Genomic DNA, 15,754 nt, shown 5'->3' with positions numbered 1-15,754 from the left:
GCTTTAAACATCAGACCGACAAAGGAGGTACTTTTAAACGTATATCGGTTATTTAATATGAAATTATTCACAATAGCAGCCAATACGGCTATCTGTGAGGCATTATAAGGGGGTAAATATTCCCGTAATACGTTGTAAACAACAAATTGAAGCGTCATGCCCATAGAGCCGACCAGGCACATGCTTAGAAAACGTTTCAGCTCATAAAAACGAAGCGTAAAAATAACTCTAAGTGAATCTACAATGCTGTTTTTAGGTAATTTGCTTTCTCCTTTTTCCCGGTCAATAAATTCGATGGGAAATTCACTGATTTTGGCATTGCTTTTATGTAATAACCAAAGAAGTTGGAGTTTGTAAGCATACTGATTGGAAAGAAAGCGTGAAGGTAAAATTCTTTTTAGGAATTGGCGACGAGTCGCTCTAAAACCACTGGTAAAATCTTTATATTTGGGAGTAAGCACGGAGCGCGCAATATAATTACCAAACACTGAAAACAGTTTGCGATGCAGCGCCCAGTTTTTAGGAATACTTCCACCGTTTACATAGCGGCTTCCGACGACACAATCACAATTTTTAAGCATTTCCAGCATCGGGGATATATATTTGGGTTGATGAGATAAATCAGCATCAAATTCAAAAATAATATCAGCATCCATTTCTGATAAAGCATAGTTCATTGCTTGTAAATAAGCAGAACCCAAGCCTGATTTTTGGGTCTCGCAGTGCAAGTGTAATTTGGGGTAAGACGGCTTCAATGATTTAATTATACGCTGAGTATTATCCGTAGACGCGCTATCAAAAATTAAAACGTGGACGTCATAATTTTGAATCAAATTTACTGCATTAAAAATCTGATTAATTGTTTCTTCTATTACAGAAGCTTCATTATATGTTGGGATTATGACAACAACTTTTTCATGGGTTGATTGCTTCGGCATAGAAGTATTCGTTGTGTCGATTCCGTTTGAATCAAGAATCAAATTGTTTATCTCAAATTTAGGTAGCAATTCTCTCGCGATATTATCAGTTGGACTGTAAAAAATAAAGAGATCTTAATGTATATGCATTTTGGGCTACATGGAATGAACACACTTTATCAACTGTGTAGGGTTTATTCACGCTAACGAACAGATGCAAATATCTCTGCCATCATACACCTTGCACTGCCGCCTCCAATAGTTTCAATCGTATCAATGTTTACTGACACTAATCTGGAATAGCACCGGATAATATTTAATTGTTCCTTGTTAAAAGAATGCATTGCTCGAGAGGATAAAATTAACAGGTGCTCTCCATGAATATTAACGAGTTCTAAAACGTTGCCACACATATGTCTTACTTGAGCATGACTTATATTGATTACTGTTTTATTCGTTAATTGGAAACTTTTTAATAGAACGGAGCGCTGAGCTTTATCTTTGATTGAATCAAGGCAGATTATCACATATTTTGGGGCGATGCTGAGCACTACATTAGTATGATAAACAGGATGTTCATCTTCATCGAAACTGTTAAAAATAATGGGTTGATACTCTAATAACCGAGCGACCTTTTCTACTATGTTTGCTGAAGTTCTGTTCGAACGAGCGGCATACAACAGTTTATTGGCCCTGTCTAAAACAAGACTCCCTGTTCCTTCCAGGATTTCATGTTCATTCGTTCTCAGATCAATTATTTGATGCACCTTGATTTTTGTATTACTTAATACCTGGTTTAACCCATCAATAGTGACTTCGGCTTGTCGATTTACTGCAAGCATGGGGTAAATGATCACAAAAGTATTTCCCTTATCATCGAGATGAGTAGAAAACCAGTTATTAGGGAAGACAGCATCTGGGAGTATTTTATCCTGATTTAAAATGAGTACATTGACTCCTTCATTTCTTAAAGTGTCTACCATATTATTAAATTCGAACAAGGCTAAATCTGCGGCATTGCTTATTGATAATGTTGATTGAAAACTATTGCTGGCAGAGGTTTCCTGATTAAATTGAAACGTATGTGGTGGTACCATTAATACTGAAGATGTTACTGACATAAAGTTTCCTTATGTAGGGCTGCTGCATTAAATCTCGGCACTGAAGGTTCATTTAATTCATCTATGGATTGGGATGTAGGATTTGGCATAAAATGTTAACAGATCTAATCTCTAGTTTAAGATACTCTCAGGGCTGAAACAAAATTTCAATAAAATATTTTTATTGCAGGGAATGAACGCAGGTAATACGAAAAAAATGCACTATATATCTTTATTTATTATTGGATTATAAAAATCAGAAGTTATTTATTCCAGAGTTGAATAATCTCATGATAACGGTCAACAGAGCCATTCTGGATATCTCATTTATATTTCTGTTTAGTGTAAAAAATGAATAGGGATTGTTGCTTTGAATAATTTTGGATTGATGAGAAATCAATTGCTTTAAATCCTTTGTATCTTTTGTATTGGAGAGTTCTTCAGCAAAACTAGAAACTCGATCTTTATGTTTTGCTTTGGGTGATTCTTTATAGGCAGACAATTGTGCCGAAAGCATGCTGCGCAAAGATGTAAAACCAAAGATCAAATGGCAATGAGGGGCTTGTCGTCGAAGGATTCATGACAACAGATCTAAAAGAAAGGCCAGCTCCTGATATTCAGGCCAATCCACATGAATGCTCGTGAAAAATCACCATTACCAGAATTTCTGAATTTTGAAATGGCATTTTACAAACCCACCAAAACTTTGTTCCACCAGCAATAACAAATTTAGGCGCCAAACCGTAAATTCTGACACAGATGGGGGTGCTACCTAATAACGAGTCATGAAATGCATCAGGTTTATAGGCTACCCCTGCGGCAAAGCCAGGGCTTTATTGATTCACTATTTAGGATGATGGGATTGCTATGCTTCGTTATCAAAAAACTCTAGGAAATGCGATGTATGCCAGAGATTTTGGAAGATAATAGAAAGAGATTATGATTGGTTGTGGTGTGCTCAATAAAATGACCTCATTGGGAATGCCTGTAAGTTATAGATCCGCCTAAATTTTATAAAAGATAACCATGCAGAGGGTTAAGAAACAAAGCCCAACGAAGACGCCAATTTAAATCGACCAAAGAAATTTGGAATTCCGCTGCCATGGAGCTTCGTTGCGCCTAAAATTCGGCAAGCTCTCCCCTTTCTTGCGTTATCAAAAGTTAAATTGACGACACTGTTAGACCAAAAGTTTAGTTGATGCTGTATTGCTGAGGACGGGATGTCTTCTCCAAGTGTAGGAGTTTTTCTTTCTGCAATAATTGTTCAAACTCAACGGCACTATGAGGCTTCGCCCAAAAATGGAAAATATTTCGTCTTTGCGCACAAATGTTACGGATTTCACTAAGATAGTTATTTTCGGCATGGTGATCAAATACATTTTCCTGCTGCAATTGAGTGCTTATGGTTGTTAATAACTTCGATTTCCACTCGCTATTCCTTGTGCTATAACGACCATTTTTTTTCATTTCAATATTTTTAACTAACGTATCAATAATTTTAGTTAATAAGGTTTTTCTATGGTCTTCTTGTGTTAATTCGACCGTATGCAGATGTGTTTTTTGAGTATTAGGTTGATACTGCTTGTTAATATTTGTATTGCTAGCAAAGTAGACAGTGGAGAAGCCCTCATCACCATCCATATAAATAATTTTAAAGGTCGAGTCATCAATAGAATGCCTGTTGCCTGCTTTGTTCCTATCAGACCCATGTCCGTGCACAAAAGTTATTTGCCTAGACAAGGCCTCAAATCCTTGGGGAGGATTAATAGTGCAATTACGTCCACTATTTCGAGACCATGCCAATGCGGTTAATCCTGTTGATTCTGATAACTTATTTCTATCACTTTTTCGAATGGATTCAAGACCCTTAGCGACTGCAAATTCTTCATTTAACGCATCAATAAATGAAGCTAGATCGTAAGCGGTAGTAATCTTATTGGGGATGGGTACGCCAAGTTCTTCTGCAACCTCAAGGAGTACACTAAGGGCAACAGATGCATGGGTATAAATATACATACTTCCTGAATTATCGATTTCATAATCTATTAAACATAATTTATTTTTATAGGCGGTCTCATAGTGTAATCTAGTATCTTTCCAGTTAATTTTATCCTCATCTAATCCTATGACTAATCCTAACAAAGAGGCCGCTTCACATGGTTCAAGATTCGATGGATTAAGTTGGATGGCCTCTTCTGAATCCGGATTTTCTAGGCATAATCCAAACTTTTCAAAATTAGCTCTATTACCTGTAGTTATCGTATTTTCCATATAGGCAATTAAGCCGATATCATGGTTTGAGTATAGAATTTTTACAGGAATCCTGAATTGGTCTAGTTTGTACAGTAAAGCCATGGTCATACCATCATCAGCCCCTCTATCACACACGATATCCCCGATAAAGCGCACACAAGCCTTAGTGTTCCCGGGCTTAATACGATTTAGTATCTCTAACAGGGCGTTTCGTTGTGCTAATATTAAATTATAGTTCTCTCTAATTTCATCTAAGTCACTCACTCCAAGCACTTTCATTTTATACAGCTCACTGAAGCGTAAATAATCTTCCCTGTTAAGAGTTACAATTCCGGCAGTAATGAGTGAGGCAAGAATTTTTAAGGTGTTTCCATGCTGATCGCCAAAAGTGATACTTTCTTGCAAGTAATTATTATTATGGAATTGCGTTCTGTTTTTGGATGGGAGCTTATCGGAGGTTAATATTTTTCTGACGACATCAAATGGCATTATACATCCTACACAAAAATGTAGATTAATTATGGTTTATGTTTGATTTTAAGTCAATAGAGGCTTGCTCGGCCGAATTGCCTCAAAATAAATGTTACCGAATAAAAAAAGAGACATTGATATGGGGAAGCTTTCGATGGATCTTTATTTGGACAATATGCTTAAGCGTTATAGAACAGCTAATAAACGTCGAAAAGGTGAATTACTTGATGAGCTATGTGCTGCGAGTGGTTATCATAAAAATCCTGCGATAAGGGCCTAGTGTGTACATAGCCCTGTTTTCAGTCAACATTAGTTCCTTTTTTCATGAAATAGTTGTCACTAATAATGTGTTAAGTATTATTTTTGAGTAAAAATATTTGATTTACTAAAATCAATTAGCCCCCCTCTAATATTTCAACGACAATTAAACTATCGTCAGGAGTAATATATAATCAATTAATTTCGATACCCAAACAGGGTATCATGAAGTCGCTTCGCTCGTCTTTTATTTAAAAAGTGGCGAAAATTCTCCGCCACGTTGCTTTTAAAATTCAGTGGGTGGGATGGTTCATTACATTGGAGCCAAAAATCAGGTGTTTGAATACATCGAAATATACTACAATCGGAGATGACTTCACTCAATGATCGGGTATAAATCTCCTGAGTTATTTGAGGTTAAAATGGCAGCTTAGTTAGGTGTCCGTTTTTTCTAGGCAATATCAGAATTATCTGGAGCTTTAAATTCAGGGGGGAGTTACTACAGGTTTGGTTAAACACGCTTAATAAAATTCTATCGCAAATACATTCTTCATTAATATTTGTTAGTTTATTCCATGACGTTGTTTGAACCTTGATTTTTAAATCGGGGCTTCTTTAAAGAGTTTGGGATATCATGTTGATGGGAATAATAATTTGGATATAAAAAAACGCCTTGTTTACTAAATATAAGAATATCTGAGAATAAACAAGGCGTAGATAATTGGTTTTAGACCACTTCAACTTCTTCAGCTTGAGGACCTTTTTGTCCGTTGCTAGCTTTGAACATTACAGTTGCACCTTCAGCAAGAGTTTTGAAACCACTGCTTTGGATTGCGCTGAAATGCACAAAATAATCTTTACCGCCACTTTCTAGAAAACCGAAACCTTTGGACTCATTAAACCATTTTACTGTACCGCGAATTTTATCTGACATGTTATTTTCCTAAATTGTTACCAGACCATTGTAGCATTATTTTATTAATTGTGCTGTTTTTTTATGAATTATTTTCATAATTATTTTAATTTAAGGTTATTTGGCATAAAAATCAAGCATATTTGTACTTTTTTAGCTTGAAATGGGGGCGTTACTTTGACTTAACAGTTCTCTTGCATGCGAACGAGTTTGTTCGGTTATGGTTAAGCCACCTAACATACGAGCAATTTCATCGATTTTATCTGCTGTTTTAAGAAGGGTTATCTCTGTGCTGGTTTGTTTACTATCGCTTTGTTTCTCTACCATAAAATGGCTGTGTGCTGAAGCTGCCACCTGAGGCTGATGGGTGACACAAAACACTTGTAATCGTTCACCTAATTGGCGCAGCATTTGACCAACCAGAGCTGCTGTAGCGCCGCCAATTCCCACATCGACCTCATCAAACAATAAGGTTGGTGTAGAACCTCTTTGCGCCGTAATCATTTGTATGGCCAGCCCTATACGCGATAGCTCACCGCCTGAGGCAATCTTGTTTAATGAATCAGGAACCATGCCTGGATTGGTACACACTTTATATTCAACTCTATCTTGGCCGTGTGCCTGCATTTTTTCTAATGGGGTTATTTCGATTTCTACCCATCCTTTGGGCATACCCAGTTTTTGGATGCTGGTTGTAATTTCCTGGGCTAATTTTTTCGCATGTTTGAATCGCGATTCGGTTAGCAGTGCTGCGGCATTTTGATACGCTTTAGATAACTGGCTTAATTGCAACTGTAAATGGGCAAGCTGTGTTTCTGCATTTTGGAGATTATCCAATTCCAATTGCAGCTTTTGCTCATGAGCAGCCAGCATGTTGCTATCAATATGATATTTTCTTGCCAGGTGATGAATGGTACTCATTCTCTCTTCTACTTCTTGTAGGCGTTGTGGATCCAGTTGGATGCGATCACTGAATTGCTGCAATTCATCTATTGCTTCCTCGCACTGAATTAAAGCACCATTGATTAATTCAAATGAGTTCTTTATCTGTGCCTGATCTTGAGGTAGTTGATTTAATAATTGCAGTATTTGGTTTAAGCCGGAACAAATGTTTTGCTGCTCATCACTGCTTAACAGAATATGGATGTGATTACTGTGCTCCAGATATTCTTTGGCATGATGCAGCATTTGATGTTCTTGATGCAGTGCTTGCAGTTCACCCTCCTGCAATTTAAGAGCTGCTAATTCATCAATTTGAAATTGTAATAGCTTGATTCGGTCAGCCTGTTGTTCTTGATTTTGTAGCTGATCTATTTTTAATTTAACCTGTTGGCATTGTTTAAAAATACTGGAGACATTATTCAACATGTTTTGATTATTCGCGTACTGATCCAGTTGTTGCCGATGGGTTGGGTGTTGCATTAAGGCTTGATGCTGATGTTGGCCGTGAATGTGTACCAGCTTATCACTTAGTTCTTTGATTTTTTGCAGTGGAAATGGTTGGCCATTGATATAGGATTTTGAGCGGCCTTCTGCATAAATAATACGTCTTAAAAAGATCTCTCCTTCTTCACAGGAGATGTCGTGTTCTGCCAGCCATTGAGCGGGTTCAGATGATTCATCAAAGATAAAGCCTGCGGTAATATCACATTTATCCTGGCCGGGACGAATAACTGATGCATCACCACGCCCACCAAGAGCAAGCATCAATGCATCTATCATAATCGACTTTCCAGCACCTGTCTCACCGGTAAAAGTGGTCATGCCTTTGGTAAAATCTAATTCAAGTTGTTTGACTATAGCGAAATGTTCAATGCGCAAGGTTGTGAGCATGATTTATCCCTGATGTTTGGATTCCCAGCCAAGTTTACTGCGTAATGTATCATAATAATGGTAATCCAGGGGATGTAACAAGCGCAACTGATTATGATTTTTGTATATTGAAACTTTTTGTCCTGGTTTTACCATTCGAGACTCATGGCCGTCACAGCTGATACGTAATTCATTTTCATTAAACTCACTGATGTGGAGCTCAATTTTTGCTTCTCCATCAACAACAAGTGGGCGCGAGCTTAAACTGTGAGAAAACATGGGGACTAACACTATGGCATTGAGCTGGGGATGCATGATAGGGCCACCTGCTGATAGTGCATAAGCCGTTGAGCCAGTTGGGGTGGATAAAATCATGCCATCAGCTCGATAATGGCTTACTAATTGCTGGTTAACTAACACATCAAATTCAATGAGATGTGTTTCGTTGCCTCGTCCTAATACCACATCGTTGAGTGCATCACCTTCGAAATAGGTTTTATCCCCATCGTAGATGCAGGTGTGCAATAAAAATCGTTTTTCTTCTTCATACTGTCCACTTAGAACAGCACCTAATTGGGTTTCTATATCATTAGGGAGGATGTCCGTTAAAAAACCGAGACGTCCACGGTTAATTCCTATTACTGGTGTATTTACTTTAATTGCCATTCGCGCTGCGGAAAGTAAATTGCCGTCACCGCCAACAACTATTATGAGGTCATTCGCCTCTCCCATAGCTTCTCGAGCTAATACGGGAATATTCATTGTGTAACTGAGTGTGGTGTCTATATCCTGATAAATCTGAATCTTTTGTTTTTCTAGAAAATCAACCAATCGGTGCAAGCTTTCACTCACACCTTGGTTGGCTCGATGTTGCCGAGCATAAAGAATGACGCGTTTAAATTTTTGCTTCATTTTTTATTAGTCTTCATTGGCGATGCGCGATGCTTTTTTCCGCTCGTGCTCTTTTAAGGATTTTTTACGCAATCTGATAGAGTCCGGCGTTACTTCAACTAACTCATCATCATCAATAAATTCCAGAGCTTGCTCCAGGGTTAATTTAATCGGAGGAGTCAGAACGATGTTTTCATCTGTACCAGAAGCTCGCATATTAGTTAATTGCTTCTCTTTGGTTACATTGACAACCAAATCGTTATCTCGGGCGTGAATACCAACAATCATTCCTTCATAACAATTAGCTTGCGGATCGATAAATAAACGGCCTCGCTCTTGCAAATTGAACAGCGCAAAGCCACGAGCTACTCCTAGGCAATTGGCAATTAAAACACCATTGGCTCGTTTGCCTATGCGTCCTTTAATTGCTGGGCCGTAATGATCAAAGACGTGGTACATTAATCCAGTGCCTGAAGTCGCTGATAAAAATTCATTGTGGAAGCCTATCAATCCACGTGTTGGCACCAGGTAATCCAGGCGTACTCTGCCTTTACCGTCTGGAACCATATTTTGCATGTCGCCGCGACGCTCACCCAGTTTTTCCATAATGGTGCCCTGGTGAGTTTCTTCCAGGTCAACAGTGAGGCGCTCGTAAGGCTCTTGCTGTTCACCGTCTACTTCTTTGATGATCACTTCTGGTTTACAGATGGCTAATTCATAGCCTTCTCTGCGCATGGTTTCGATAAGAATAGATAAATGTAATTCACCGCGTCCAGAAACTCTGAATTTATCTGGATCCTCACAATCTTCAACACGCAAAGCAACGTTATGTAATAATTCAGTGTCTAAACGCTCACGAATTTTTCGTGACGTAACATATTTACCTTCCTGCCCTGCGAACGGTGAATCATTTACCTGGAAGGTCATGCTGATTGTTGGTTCATCAACCATTAATGCAGGTAACGCTTCTACAGTATTGGGATCGCAAATGGTGTCGGAAATATTCAGGTTTTCGATACCGGTTATGGCAATGATATTGCCTGCATTTGCTTCTTCAATTTCAACCCGTTCCAAGCCTTTAAAACCTAATAGTTGTAATAGACGACCAGTGCGTATATTGCCGTCTTTATCAATAATTTTAACCGGCGATTTTGCTTTAATCTGACCACGAGAAACTCGACCAATGCCGATAGTTCCTACATAAGTAGAATAGGCCAGTGAACTGATTTGCATTTGGAAGGGACCATTAGGATCCACATCCGGTGGAGCAACTTTATCAATAATCGTTTGCAATAATGCAGTCATATCGGTTGCTTCATCCTCCAGATTCAGTTTTGCATAGCCGTTTAAAGCCGAGGCATAAACCACTGGGAAATCCAATTGAGTGTCATTGGCCCCAAGATTATCAAACAAATCAAATACCTGGTCCATTACCCAATCTGGTCTGGCACCTGGTCGGTCAATTTTATTGATAACGACGATTGGATTTAATCCGCGGGCGAATGCTTTTTGAGTTACAAATCGTGTTTGCGGCATTGGGCCGTCTACCGCATCAACCAATAGGATGACACAATCAACCATCGATAAAATACGCTCTACTTCTCCACCAAAGTCTGCGTGTCCGGGGGTGTCGACTACATTTATCTGGTAACCATTCCAATAGACGCAGGTATTTTTAGCAAGAATGGTAATTCCGCGTTCTTTTTCTAACGCATTGGAGTCCATTACTCGTTCAACCTGGGGGGCTCTTTCGTTCAGGGTGCCTGTTTGTTGTAGTATTTTGTCTACAAGGGTTGTTTTGCCATGGTCAACGTGTGCGATGATGGCAATATTGCGAATCTGTTCAGTCATAAATAACCTTTAGTTGGGAATAGCTGAATTTAATATTAAGAAAAAATTTGAGCATTTGTTCATAGATTCAACATTATACACGAATTGCTGGCTAAATCCTATCTACGAAAGTGGGTAATTCTAATTCTTTAGGTTTTAATGCATGCTTGTTAAAAATTATATTGAAGTGCAAAAAACATTTAAATAGAATAAATTGGGATTATTTTTAGGCTTTATGATGAATAATATCAAAGGATTTACAATTGTATTAATGATGTTTATTTTAATACAAGAAAATGTTTTTGCCAGTTCATTTCCTGCTGTTTGTGAGTCTTCCATCGAAAAACCATGTATTGTTCAAGACAGCAAGACACAACATTCACCAGTCCAATGGTTAAGGGATATTGCTACTATTGCTGACGCCTATGATGGCACGGTTCAAGGTATTCAGAATATGTATCTTTCCGGAAGTGAAGAGCCGAGCGAAAAAGGATGGAGAACCATCGCCGAGTATATCGCTATGCGCAGGCCAAAAACTGGAAAACCAGTTGTCGTACTGGATTTAAGACAGGAAAGCCATGGATACCTGAATGGCAGGGCAATTACCTTAGTGAGCAATCATAATTGGTTAAATCTGGGAAAGACAAACGAACAAAGTGCGGCCGATCAGGAAGATTGGCTGGCCTCTTTAAGAAGCAGGAAGACTGTCCCTGGCGTGTTGACGGTACCGCAATATAGAGAGAAACAGTATTTTCTTGGCAAATCAATGGCGGTGGCTACAGTCCGAAATGAACAGTATTATGTTGAAAAATGGGGTTTTGAATACCATCGCTTGTTTATCACCGATCATCGTGCGCCATCAGATGCTGATGTCGACGCTTTTTTGGCGCTAGTTAAATCAAAGCCGAAGAAAACCTGGTTTCACGTACATTGCCGTGGTGGCAAAGGGCGAACCTCAACCGTTTTAGCAATGTTTGATATGTTAAAAAATGCAGATAAAGTCAGTTTTGAAGACATCATTCATCGACAGGCTTCTATTTCACCGTATTATAATTTATTTGATGTGTATCGCGATAATCCTGATTTAACGCCTTATTATGTCAAAAGATTGGCTTTTTTAATGCAATTTTATGAGTTTTCACGCCAATCTTTGATGGGGTATGCTGGAACCTGGTCTGATTGGAAGGTGTTGCAAAGTCAATAGTAAAAATCATCATTCAGGACATGTGATTCTAAACACTCTCAATGGTGTCAACTAAGCAACATATCTACCTCGCGAAGCTCGTCTATCCTCTCGCCCCTTGGGGAGAGAGTTAGAGAGAGGGGGAGTATTAGGAACACTAACTTTTTGTTACTTATTGCTCAAAAATCGATTTGGTTTGCTGGACTCTAACCAGTTCAGCTGCAAATCGTGCTATTCGTAATTAATCTTTACTCTTACCAAATAATATTTTTAAATTTCATGCTGATATATTGGTATAAGCTTTGCTAGACTAATAGTAGGAAGTAAAAAAAGGGGGTCTTATGAAGCAACTAATTTTACATCCCACAGACATTAGTCAATGGCATGCTTTGGTTAATGAGGCGCAAGCCTCTACGCGTTTGATTTTAAATGAAAGTACAGAGAGTTATCTTGTCTTTTTATTGATGCGTTTTGCCCAAGGCCCCAAATTGATCGAATCGGTTGTTGCTCTTGATTTTCTCGAGTCCATGCGCAAACCACGTTTGCTTCAGTTGGAACTCTTACGTGATGTAGGAGATAAAAGCCTTCTTTTTTGTGGCTTGTTTCCGGGAATTGCACAAAGACGTCATGTCAGTCTAAGTTATTTTTCTGATATGGGACAAGCTGCTTATTTGACTGCTGGTGAGCTTCAGGAAAGTGAAACGGCAGACTTATTTTTCCAACTTAGTTCACAGTTCGTTACCTTGCAACACATCTTACAGGCGATGAGAGGGGAGTATTTGCAGTTTAATCAGAATGATAAAGGTATTTTATCGTCAACCAATCTAACCATGCAATAATGGTTTTAAACTCAGTCTAATAACCAGTATCGAGATTGAATCATCTTGGTACTGGTTTTCCAGATGAATAATATCCCGTAATTCCTGAGAGAAGTTGCGCACATGGCATGTGCGCAGGAGGCGTGATTATTTATGGAACATTAACGTCACGTCTATGGCATCAAAATTATATTTTTGATTACAAAAATCACAATTGATTTCAATAGCGCCTTGCTCTTGCAATAGTGCATTGGCATCTTCTTCGCTCAGTGTTTTTATGACCTGCTTCATCTTTTCCTGGCTACAGCGACATTGGAAACGCGTGCTGCGGGGTTCAAATAATCTGACTTCTGTTTCATTGTAAAGGCGATAGAGCAAGGTTTGGTTGTCCAGCGTCAGTAACTCTTCTTCACTTACAGTCTGCCCCAATTGCACCGCGTATTCCCAAAACTGTTCTCTTTGCTGGCTATCTTGTCCCGGCATGAGTTGCAGTAACATTCCTGCCGCCATTTCATCGTTTACAGCAAGCCATACTCGTGTGGCTACTTGTTCAGATTGGGCAAAGTAGATCATTAAATTTTCACTCATTGACGTTGCCTGAATGGGGACCATGCTTTGGTAGACCTGGGTTTGATTGTCCTGGCTTATCGTGAGCACCATTTGTCCTTGAAGAAATGCGGTTGCGTAATCGATGATTTCCAATCCTTCAGTGAATTTTGCAAAGGCTCTGATGTTTAATAGGTGATCGCACTGAACTAATAACAAGGGCAGGCGTGCATCACCCTGAAACTGTAAATTCAAACTGCCTTCAAATTTAATACTGCTTGCTAAGAGCAGGCAAGATACTATGGCTTCACCCAGCAAATTTTTTACCATGGGTGGATAATTTCGTTGATTCATTATGGTTTGAAATGTGTGTTCAATATGAACGATTTCACCACGGATATTAGCATGTTCGAATATAAATCGTTGTAAGGTATCAGGGGTTTTCATTGGGGTACTCATCACAAAAATGTGACTATTCTATCATAACATGTGTTGATTGCTGACCAAAATAATTGAGTTTTTGTAGCGTTCCGACGTGGTGCTCTTAACTCTCTGGAGGGGCATTTTTTATAAGAGTGTCGAGAGCTTTATTTTATTTTCTAAAGTATTCTTATCTTTTCTGGAAAATTAAAGGTCTTGTACTATCCTTAAAAAAACCTTCCCAAAACATGAGAAACATCATGAAAAATAACAACATTCTTATGCCTCTTTTTAAAACAATAGATAACTTTTTGTTCGGAGTTGTTGAGGAAAAAGAACTGGAACAGCAAACAGATTTCATTGATAGTGAGCATAAAGACGAGTTTGAAATGGAGCAGTCTGGTAATTAACAGTTGATTAGAAAAGTCCGGGTAAGCGATAATGTTATTTTTTTGCACGAGATTTTACTATGTTGAATAGCCAACAAATGGCTGCAGTACATTATATTGATGGGCCATTGTTGGTTCTTGCTGGAGCAGGAAGTGGTAAAACCCGAGTAATCACGCAAAAAATTGGTTATTTAATTAATACCTGTGGTTATGCCGCAAAATCTATCTGTGCTGTTACCTTTACTAACAAGGCTGCTAGCGAAATGCGCGCTCGTGTGGCCACTGTTCTTCCGGCACAAAACCGGCGTGGTTTGAAAGTAGCTACTTTTCATACCTTAGGCTTAAGCATGGTAAAACGTGACGCTGCTTTATGCGGGTTAAAAAAGGGATTTTCAATTTTTGATAGTGAAGATTGTTTACAGGTATTACGTAATTTCCTCACCGCCAACAAAGCGAATGAACGAGAATATCTGTTCCAGATACAACAGCAAATTTCCCGCTGGAAAAATGATCTTTTAAGCCCTGAGGCAGTGTTTCAGCGTACGCCTGATTCACCAATATATGAAGAGGCTGCTTTAATTTACCCTCGTTACCAGCAAGCATTAAAATCATATAATGCAGTGGATTTTGATGATTTGATTCGTCTTCCGGTCAGTTTATTGACCGAACATCCTGAAGTTTTAGAATATTGGCAAAACAAGATCCGCCATTTGCTGGTTGATGAATATCAGGACTCCAATACCAGTCAGTATCTCTTGGTAAAAAAATTAGTGGGAGTGCGCGCCCACTTTACGGTAGTCGGGGATGATGATCAGTCTATCTATGCATGGCGTGGAGCTAAACCTGAGAATTTAGGTCAGTTACAAACGGATTATCCACAGTTAAAAATTATTAAATTAGAACAAAACTACAGGTCAACCAGCCGAATTTTACATACAGCAAATCATTTAATAGCCAATAATCCTCACTTGTTTGAAAAGAAACTATGGAGCGATTTAGGGCATGGTGAAGTATTAAGAGTGCTTTGTTGCCGGGATGAAAATGATGAAGCAGAGCAAGTCATTTCCGATTTAATCAGCCATAAGATGCGCTCACGTACTGATTATGGGGATTATGCTATTTTGTATCGAGGCAATCATCAATCAAGAATATTTGAAAAAGTACTAAGAAATTATGGTATTCCTTATCACATCAGTGGTGGCCAGTCCTGGTTTGCCAAGGCAGAGGTAAAGGATGTCTTTGCCTATTTAAAACTACTATGTAATGAGACGGATGATGCTGCTTTTTTGCGAGTAATTAATACACCCAAACGTGGAATTGGGGATAGTAGTCTCGATGCTCTGGGGCAATACGCGCAATCTCGAGGGCTAAGCTTGTATGCCGGAGCGAGTCATCTTGCATTAAGTGAGCATCTTGCTGATAAACCACGTGCAGCCTTGAGTCATTTTAAAGCCTGGATTGAAGAAATTAAGCGACGTATTGCCGCTGGTTCTGTTGTTGAGCATTTAAAACAAATGGTCGATGACAGTGGATATGAAGCTTATATTTATGAACAAACGGATACTCCGGCCAAAGCCCAAAAAAGAATGGATAATGTCTGGGAGTTACTGGAATGGGTCGGGAGATTATTAGCTAAAGCTCCGGGTAAAACCCTGAGTGATGTTGTGAATAAATTAATCTTGATTGATATTTTGGAGCAGTCAAACGAGCAGGAGGACGATACGCTGCAACTGATGACCTTGCACGCATCGAAGGGCTTGGAATTTCCTTATGTTTATCTGGTGGGGATGGAAGAGGATTTATTGCCGCACCGGGTGAGCATTGACGATGATCAGATTGAAGAAGAACGGCGATTAGCTTATGTGGGAATTACCAGAGCCCAAAAGGGGCTATGTTTTTCTTTGGCAAAACAACGGCGTCGCGCAGGGGAGTTGCAAGATTGCATGCCCAGTC

Annotated in this window: 14 protein-coding genes; 6 read left to right on the top strand and 8 right to left on the bottom strand. The window is 39.0% G+C overall.

What is annotated here, in order from left to right:
• Positions 1-938 (bottom strand): glycosyltransferase family 2 protein (locus Q0495_RS11075; RefSeq protein ID WP_298626172.1); only part of this gene is annotated, 938 nt, incomplete at its 3' end.
• 182 nt (positions 939-1,120) lie between these two features.
• Positions 1,121-2,038 (bottom strand): arginine deiminase-related protein, encoded by a 918-nt coding sequence (locus Q0495_RS11070; protein ID WP_298626170.1) that lies wholly within the window; start codon positions 2,036-2,038, stop codon positions 1,121-1,123.
• Positions 2,039-2,807: 769 nt separating this feature from the next.
• Here Q0495_RS11070 and Q0495_RS16830 point away from each other — a divergent pair.
• Positions 2,808-2,909 carry a transposase gene (locus Q0495_RS16830; RefSeq protein WP_367274410.1) on the top strand — a complete coding sequence of 34 codons (102 nt, stop codon included), beginning with the start codon at positions 2,808-2,810 and terminating at the stop codon, positions 2,907-2,909.
• Positions 2,910-3,208: 299 nt separating this feature from the next.
• Here Q0495_RS16830 and Q0495_RS11065 read toward each other — a convergent pair whose 3' ends face one another.
• On the bottom strand, positions 3,209-4,759 hold the full coding sequence (locus Q0495_RS11065; RefSeq protein WP_298626167.1) for a hypothetical protein: 1,551 nt from the start codon (positions 4,757-4,759) through the stop codon (positions 3,209-3,211).
• A 136-nt stretch (positions 4,760-4,895) separates the two neighbouring features.
• Here Q0495_RS11065 and Q0495_RS11060 point away from each other — a divergent pair, with 136 nt between their 5' ends.
• Positions 4,896-5,021 (top strand): hypothetical protein, encoded by a 126-nt coding sequence (locus tag Q0495_RS11060; protein ID WP_298626164.1) that lies wholly within the window; start codon positions 4,896-4,898, stop codon positions 5,019-5,021.
• A 705-nt stretch (positions 5,022-5,726) separates the two neighbouring features.
• Here the strand turns inward: Q0495_RS11060 and Q0495_RS11055 are convergent.
• The 4 genes from Q0495_RS11055 to typA all read right to left on the bottom strand — a co-directional run bounded on the left by Q0495_RS11055 (position 5,727) and on the right by typA (position 10,466).
• On the bottom strand, positions 5,727-5,933 hold the full coding sequence (locus Q0495_RS11055; protein ID WP_028382754.1) for a cold-shock protein: 207 nt from the start codon (positions 5,931-5,933) through the stop codon (positions 5,727-5,729).
• Between the two features lie 132 nt (positions 5,934-6,065).
• Entirely contained in the window at positions 6,066-7,745 is a 1,680-nt protein-coding gene (gene recN / locus Q0495_RS11050; RefSeq protein ID WP_298626152.1) for a DNA repair protein RecN, read from the bottom strand.
• A 3-nt stretch (positions 7,746-7,748) separates the two neighbouring features.
• Positions 7,749-8,636, bottom strand: coding sequence for an NAD(+) kinase (locus tag Q0495_RS11045; protein WP_298626149.1), 888 nt, complete (start codon positions 8,634-8,636; stop codon positions 7,749-7,751).
• A gap of 6 nt (positions 8,637-8,642) precedes the next feature.
• Positions 8,643-10,466 (bottom strand): translational GTPase TypA, encoded by a 1,824-nt coding sequence (typA, locus tag Q0495_RS11040; protein WP_298626146.1) that lies wholly within the window; start codon positions 10,464-10,466, stop codon positions 8,643-8,645.
• A 253-nt stretch (positions 10,467-10,719) separates the two neighbouring features.
• Between typA and Q0495_RS11035 the strand changes: the two genes are divergently transcribed.
• Together Q0495_RS11035 and Q0495_RS11030 are read left to right on the top strand one after the other, a co-directional pair.
• Positions 10,720-11,649, top strand: coding sequence for a tyrosine protein phosphatase (locus tag Q0495_RS11035; RefSeq protein ID WP_298626174.1), 930 nt, complete (start codon positions 10,720-10,722; stop codon positions 11,647-11,649).
• A 320-nt stretch (positions 11,650-11,969) separates the two neighbouring features.
• Positions 11,970-12,467 carry a hypothetical protein gene (locus Q0495_RS11030; RefSeq protein WP_298626143.1) on the top strand — a complete coding sequence of 166 codons (498 nt, stop codon included), beginning with the start codon at positions 11,970-11,972 and terminating at the stop codon, positions 12,465-12,467.
• A 126-nt stretch (positions 12,468-12,593) separates the two neighbouring features.
• Here Q0495_RS11030 and hslO read toward each other — a convergent pair whose 3' ends face one another.
• Positions 12,594-13,439 (bottom strand): Hsp33 family molecular chaperone HslO, encoded by an 846-nt coding sequence (gene hslO, locus Q0495_RS11025; protein ID WP_298626140.1) that lies wholly within the window; start codon positions 13,437-13,439, stop codon positions 12,594-12,596.
• A 233-nt stretch (positions 13,440-13,672) separates the two neighbouring features.
• On the opposite strand from hslO, the gene Q0495_RS11020 reads away from it, so the two are divergent.
• Both Q0495_RS11020 and Q0495_RS11015 read left to right on the top strand, forming a co-directional pair.
• Complete coding sequence (locus Q0495_RS11020) at positions 13,673-13,822, top strand: hypothetical protein (RefSeq protein ID WP_298626137.1); 150 nt, start codon at positions 13,673-13,675, stop codon at positions 13,820-13,822.
• 59 nt (positions 13,823-13,881) lie between these two features.
• Positions 13,882-15,754, top strand: a 1,873-nt coding sequence (locus Q0495_RS11015) for a UvrD-helicase domain-containing protein (protein WP_298626134.1), incomplete at its 3' end; no start/stop codon positions are given.

This window comes from uncultured Legionella sp., from assembly GCF_937871865.1.
GTDB lineage: Bacteria > Pseudomonadota > Gammaproteobacteria > Legionellales > Legionellaceae > Legionella.
This window is presented reverse-complemented; position numbering and strand designations above follow the sequence as displayed.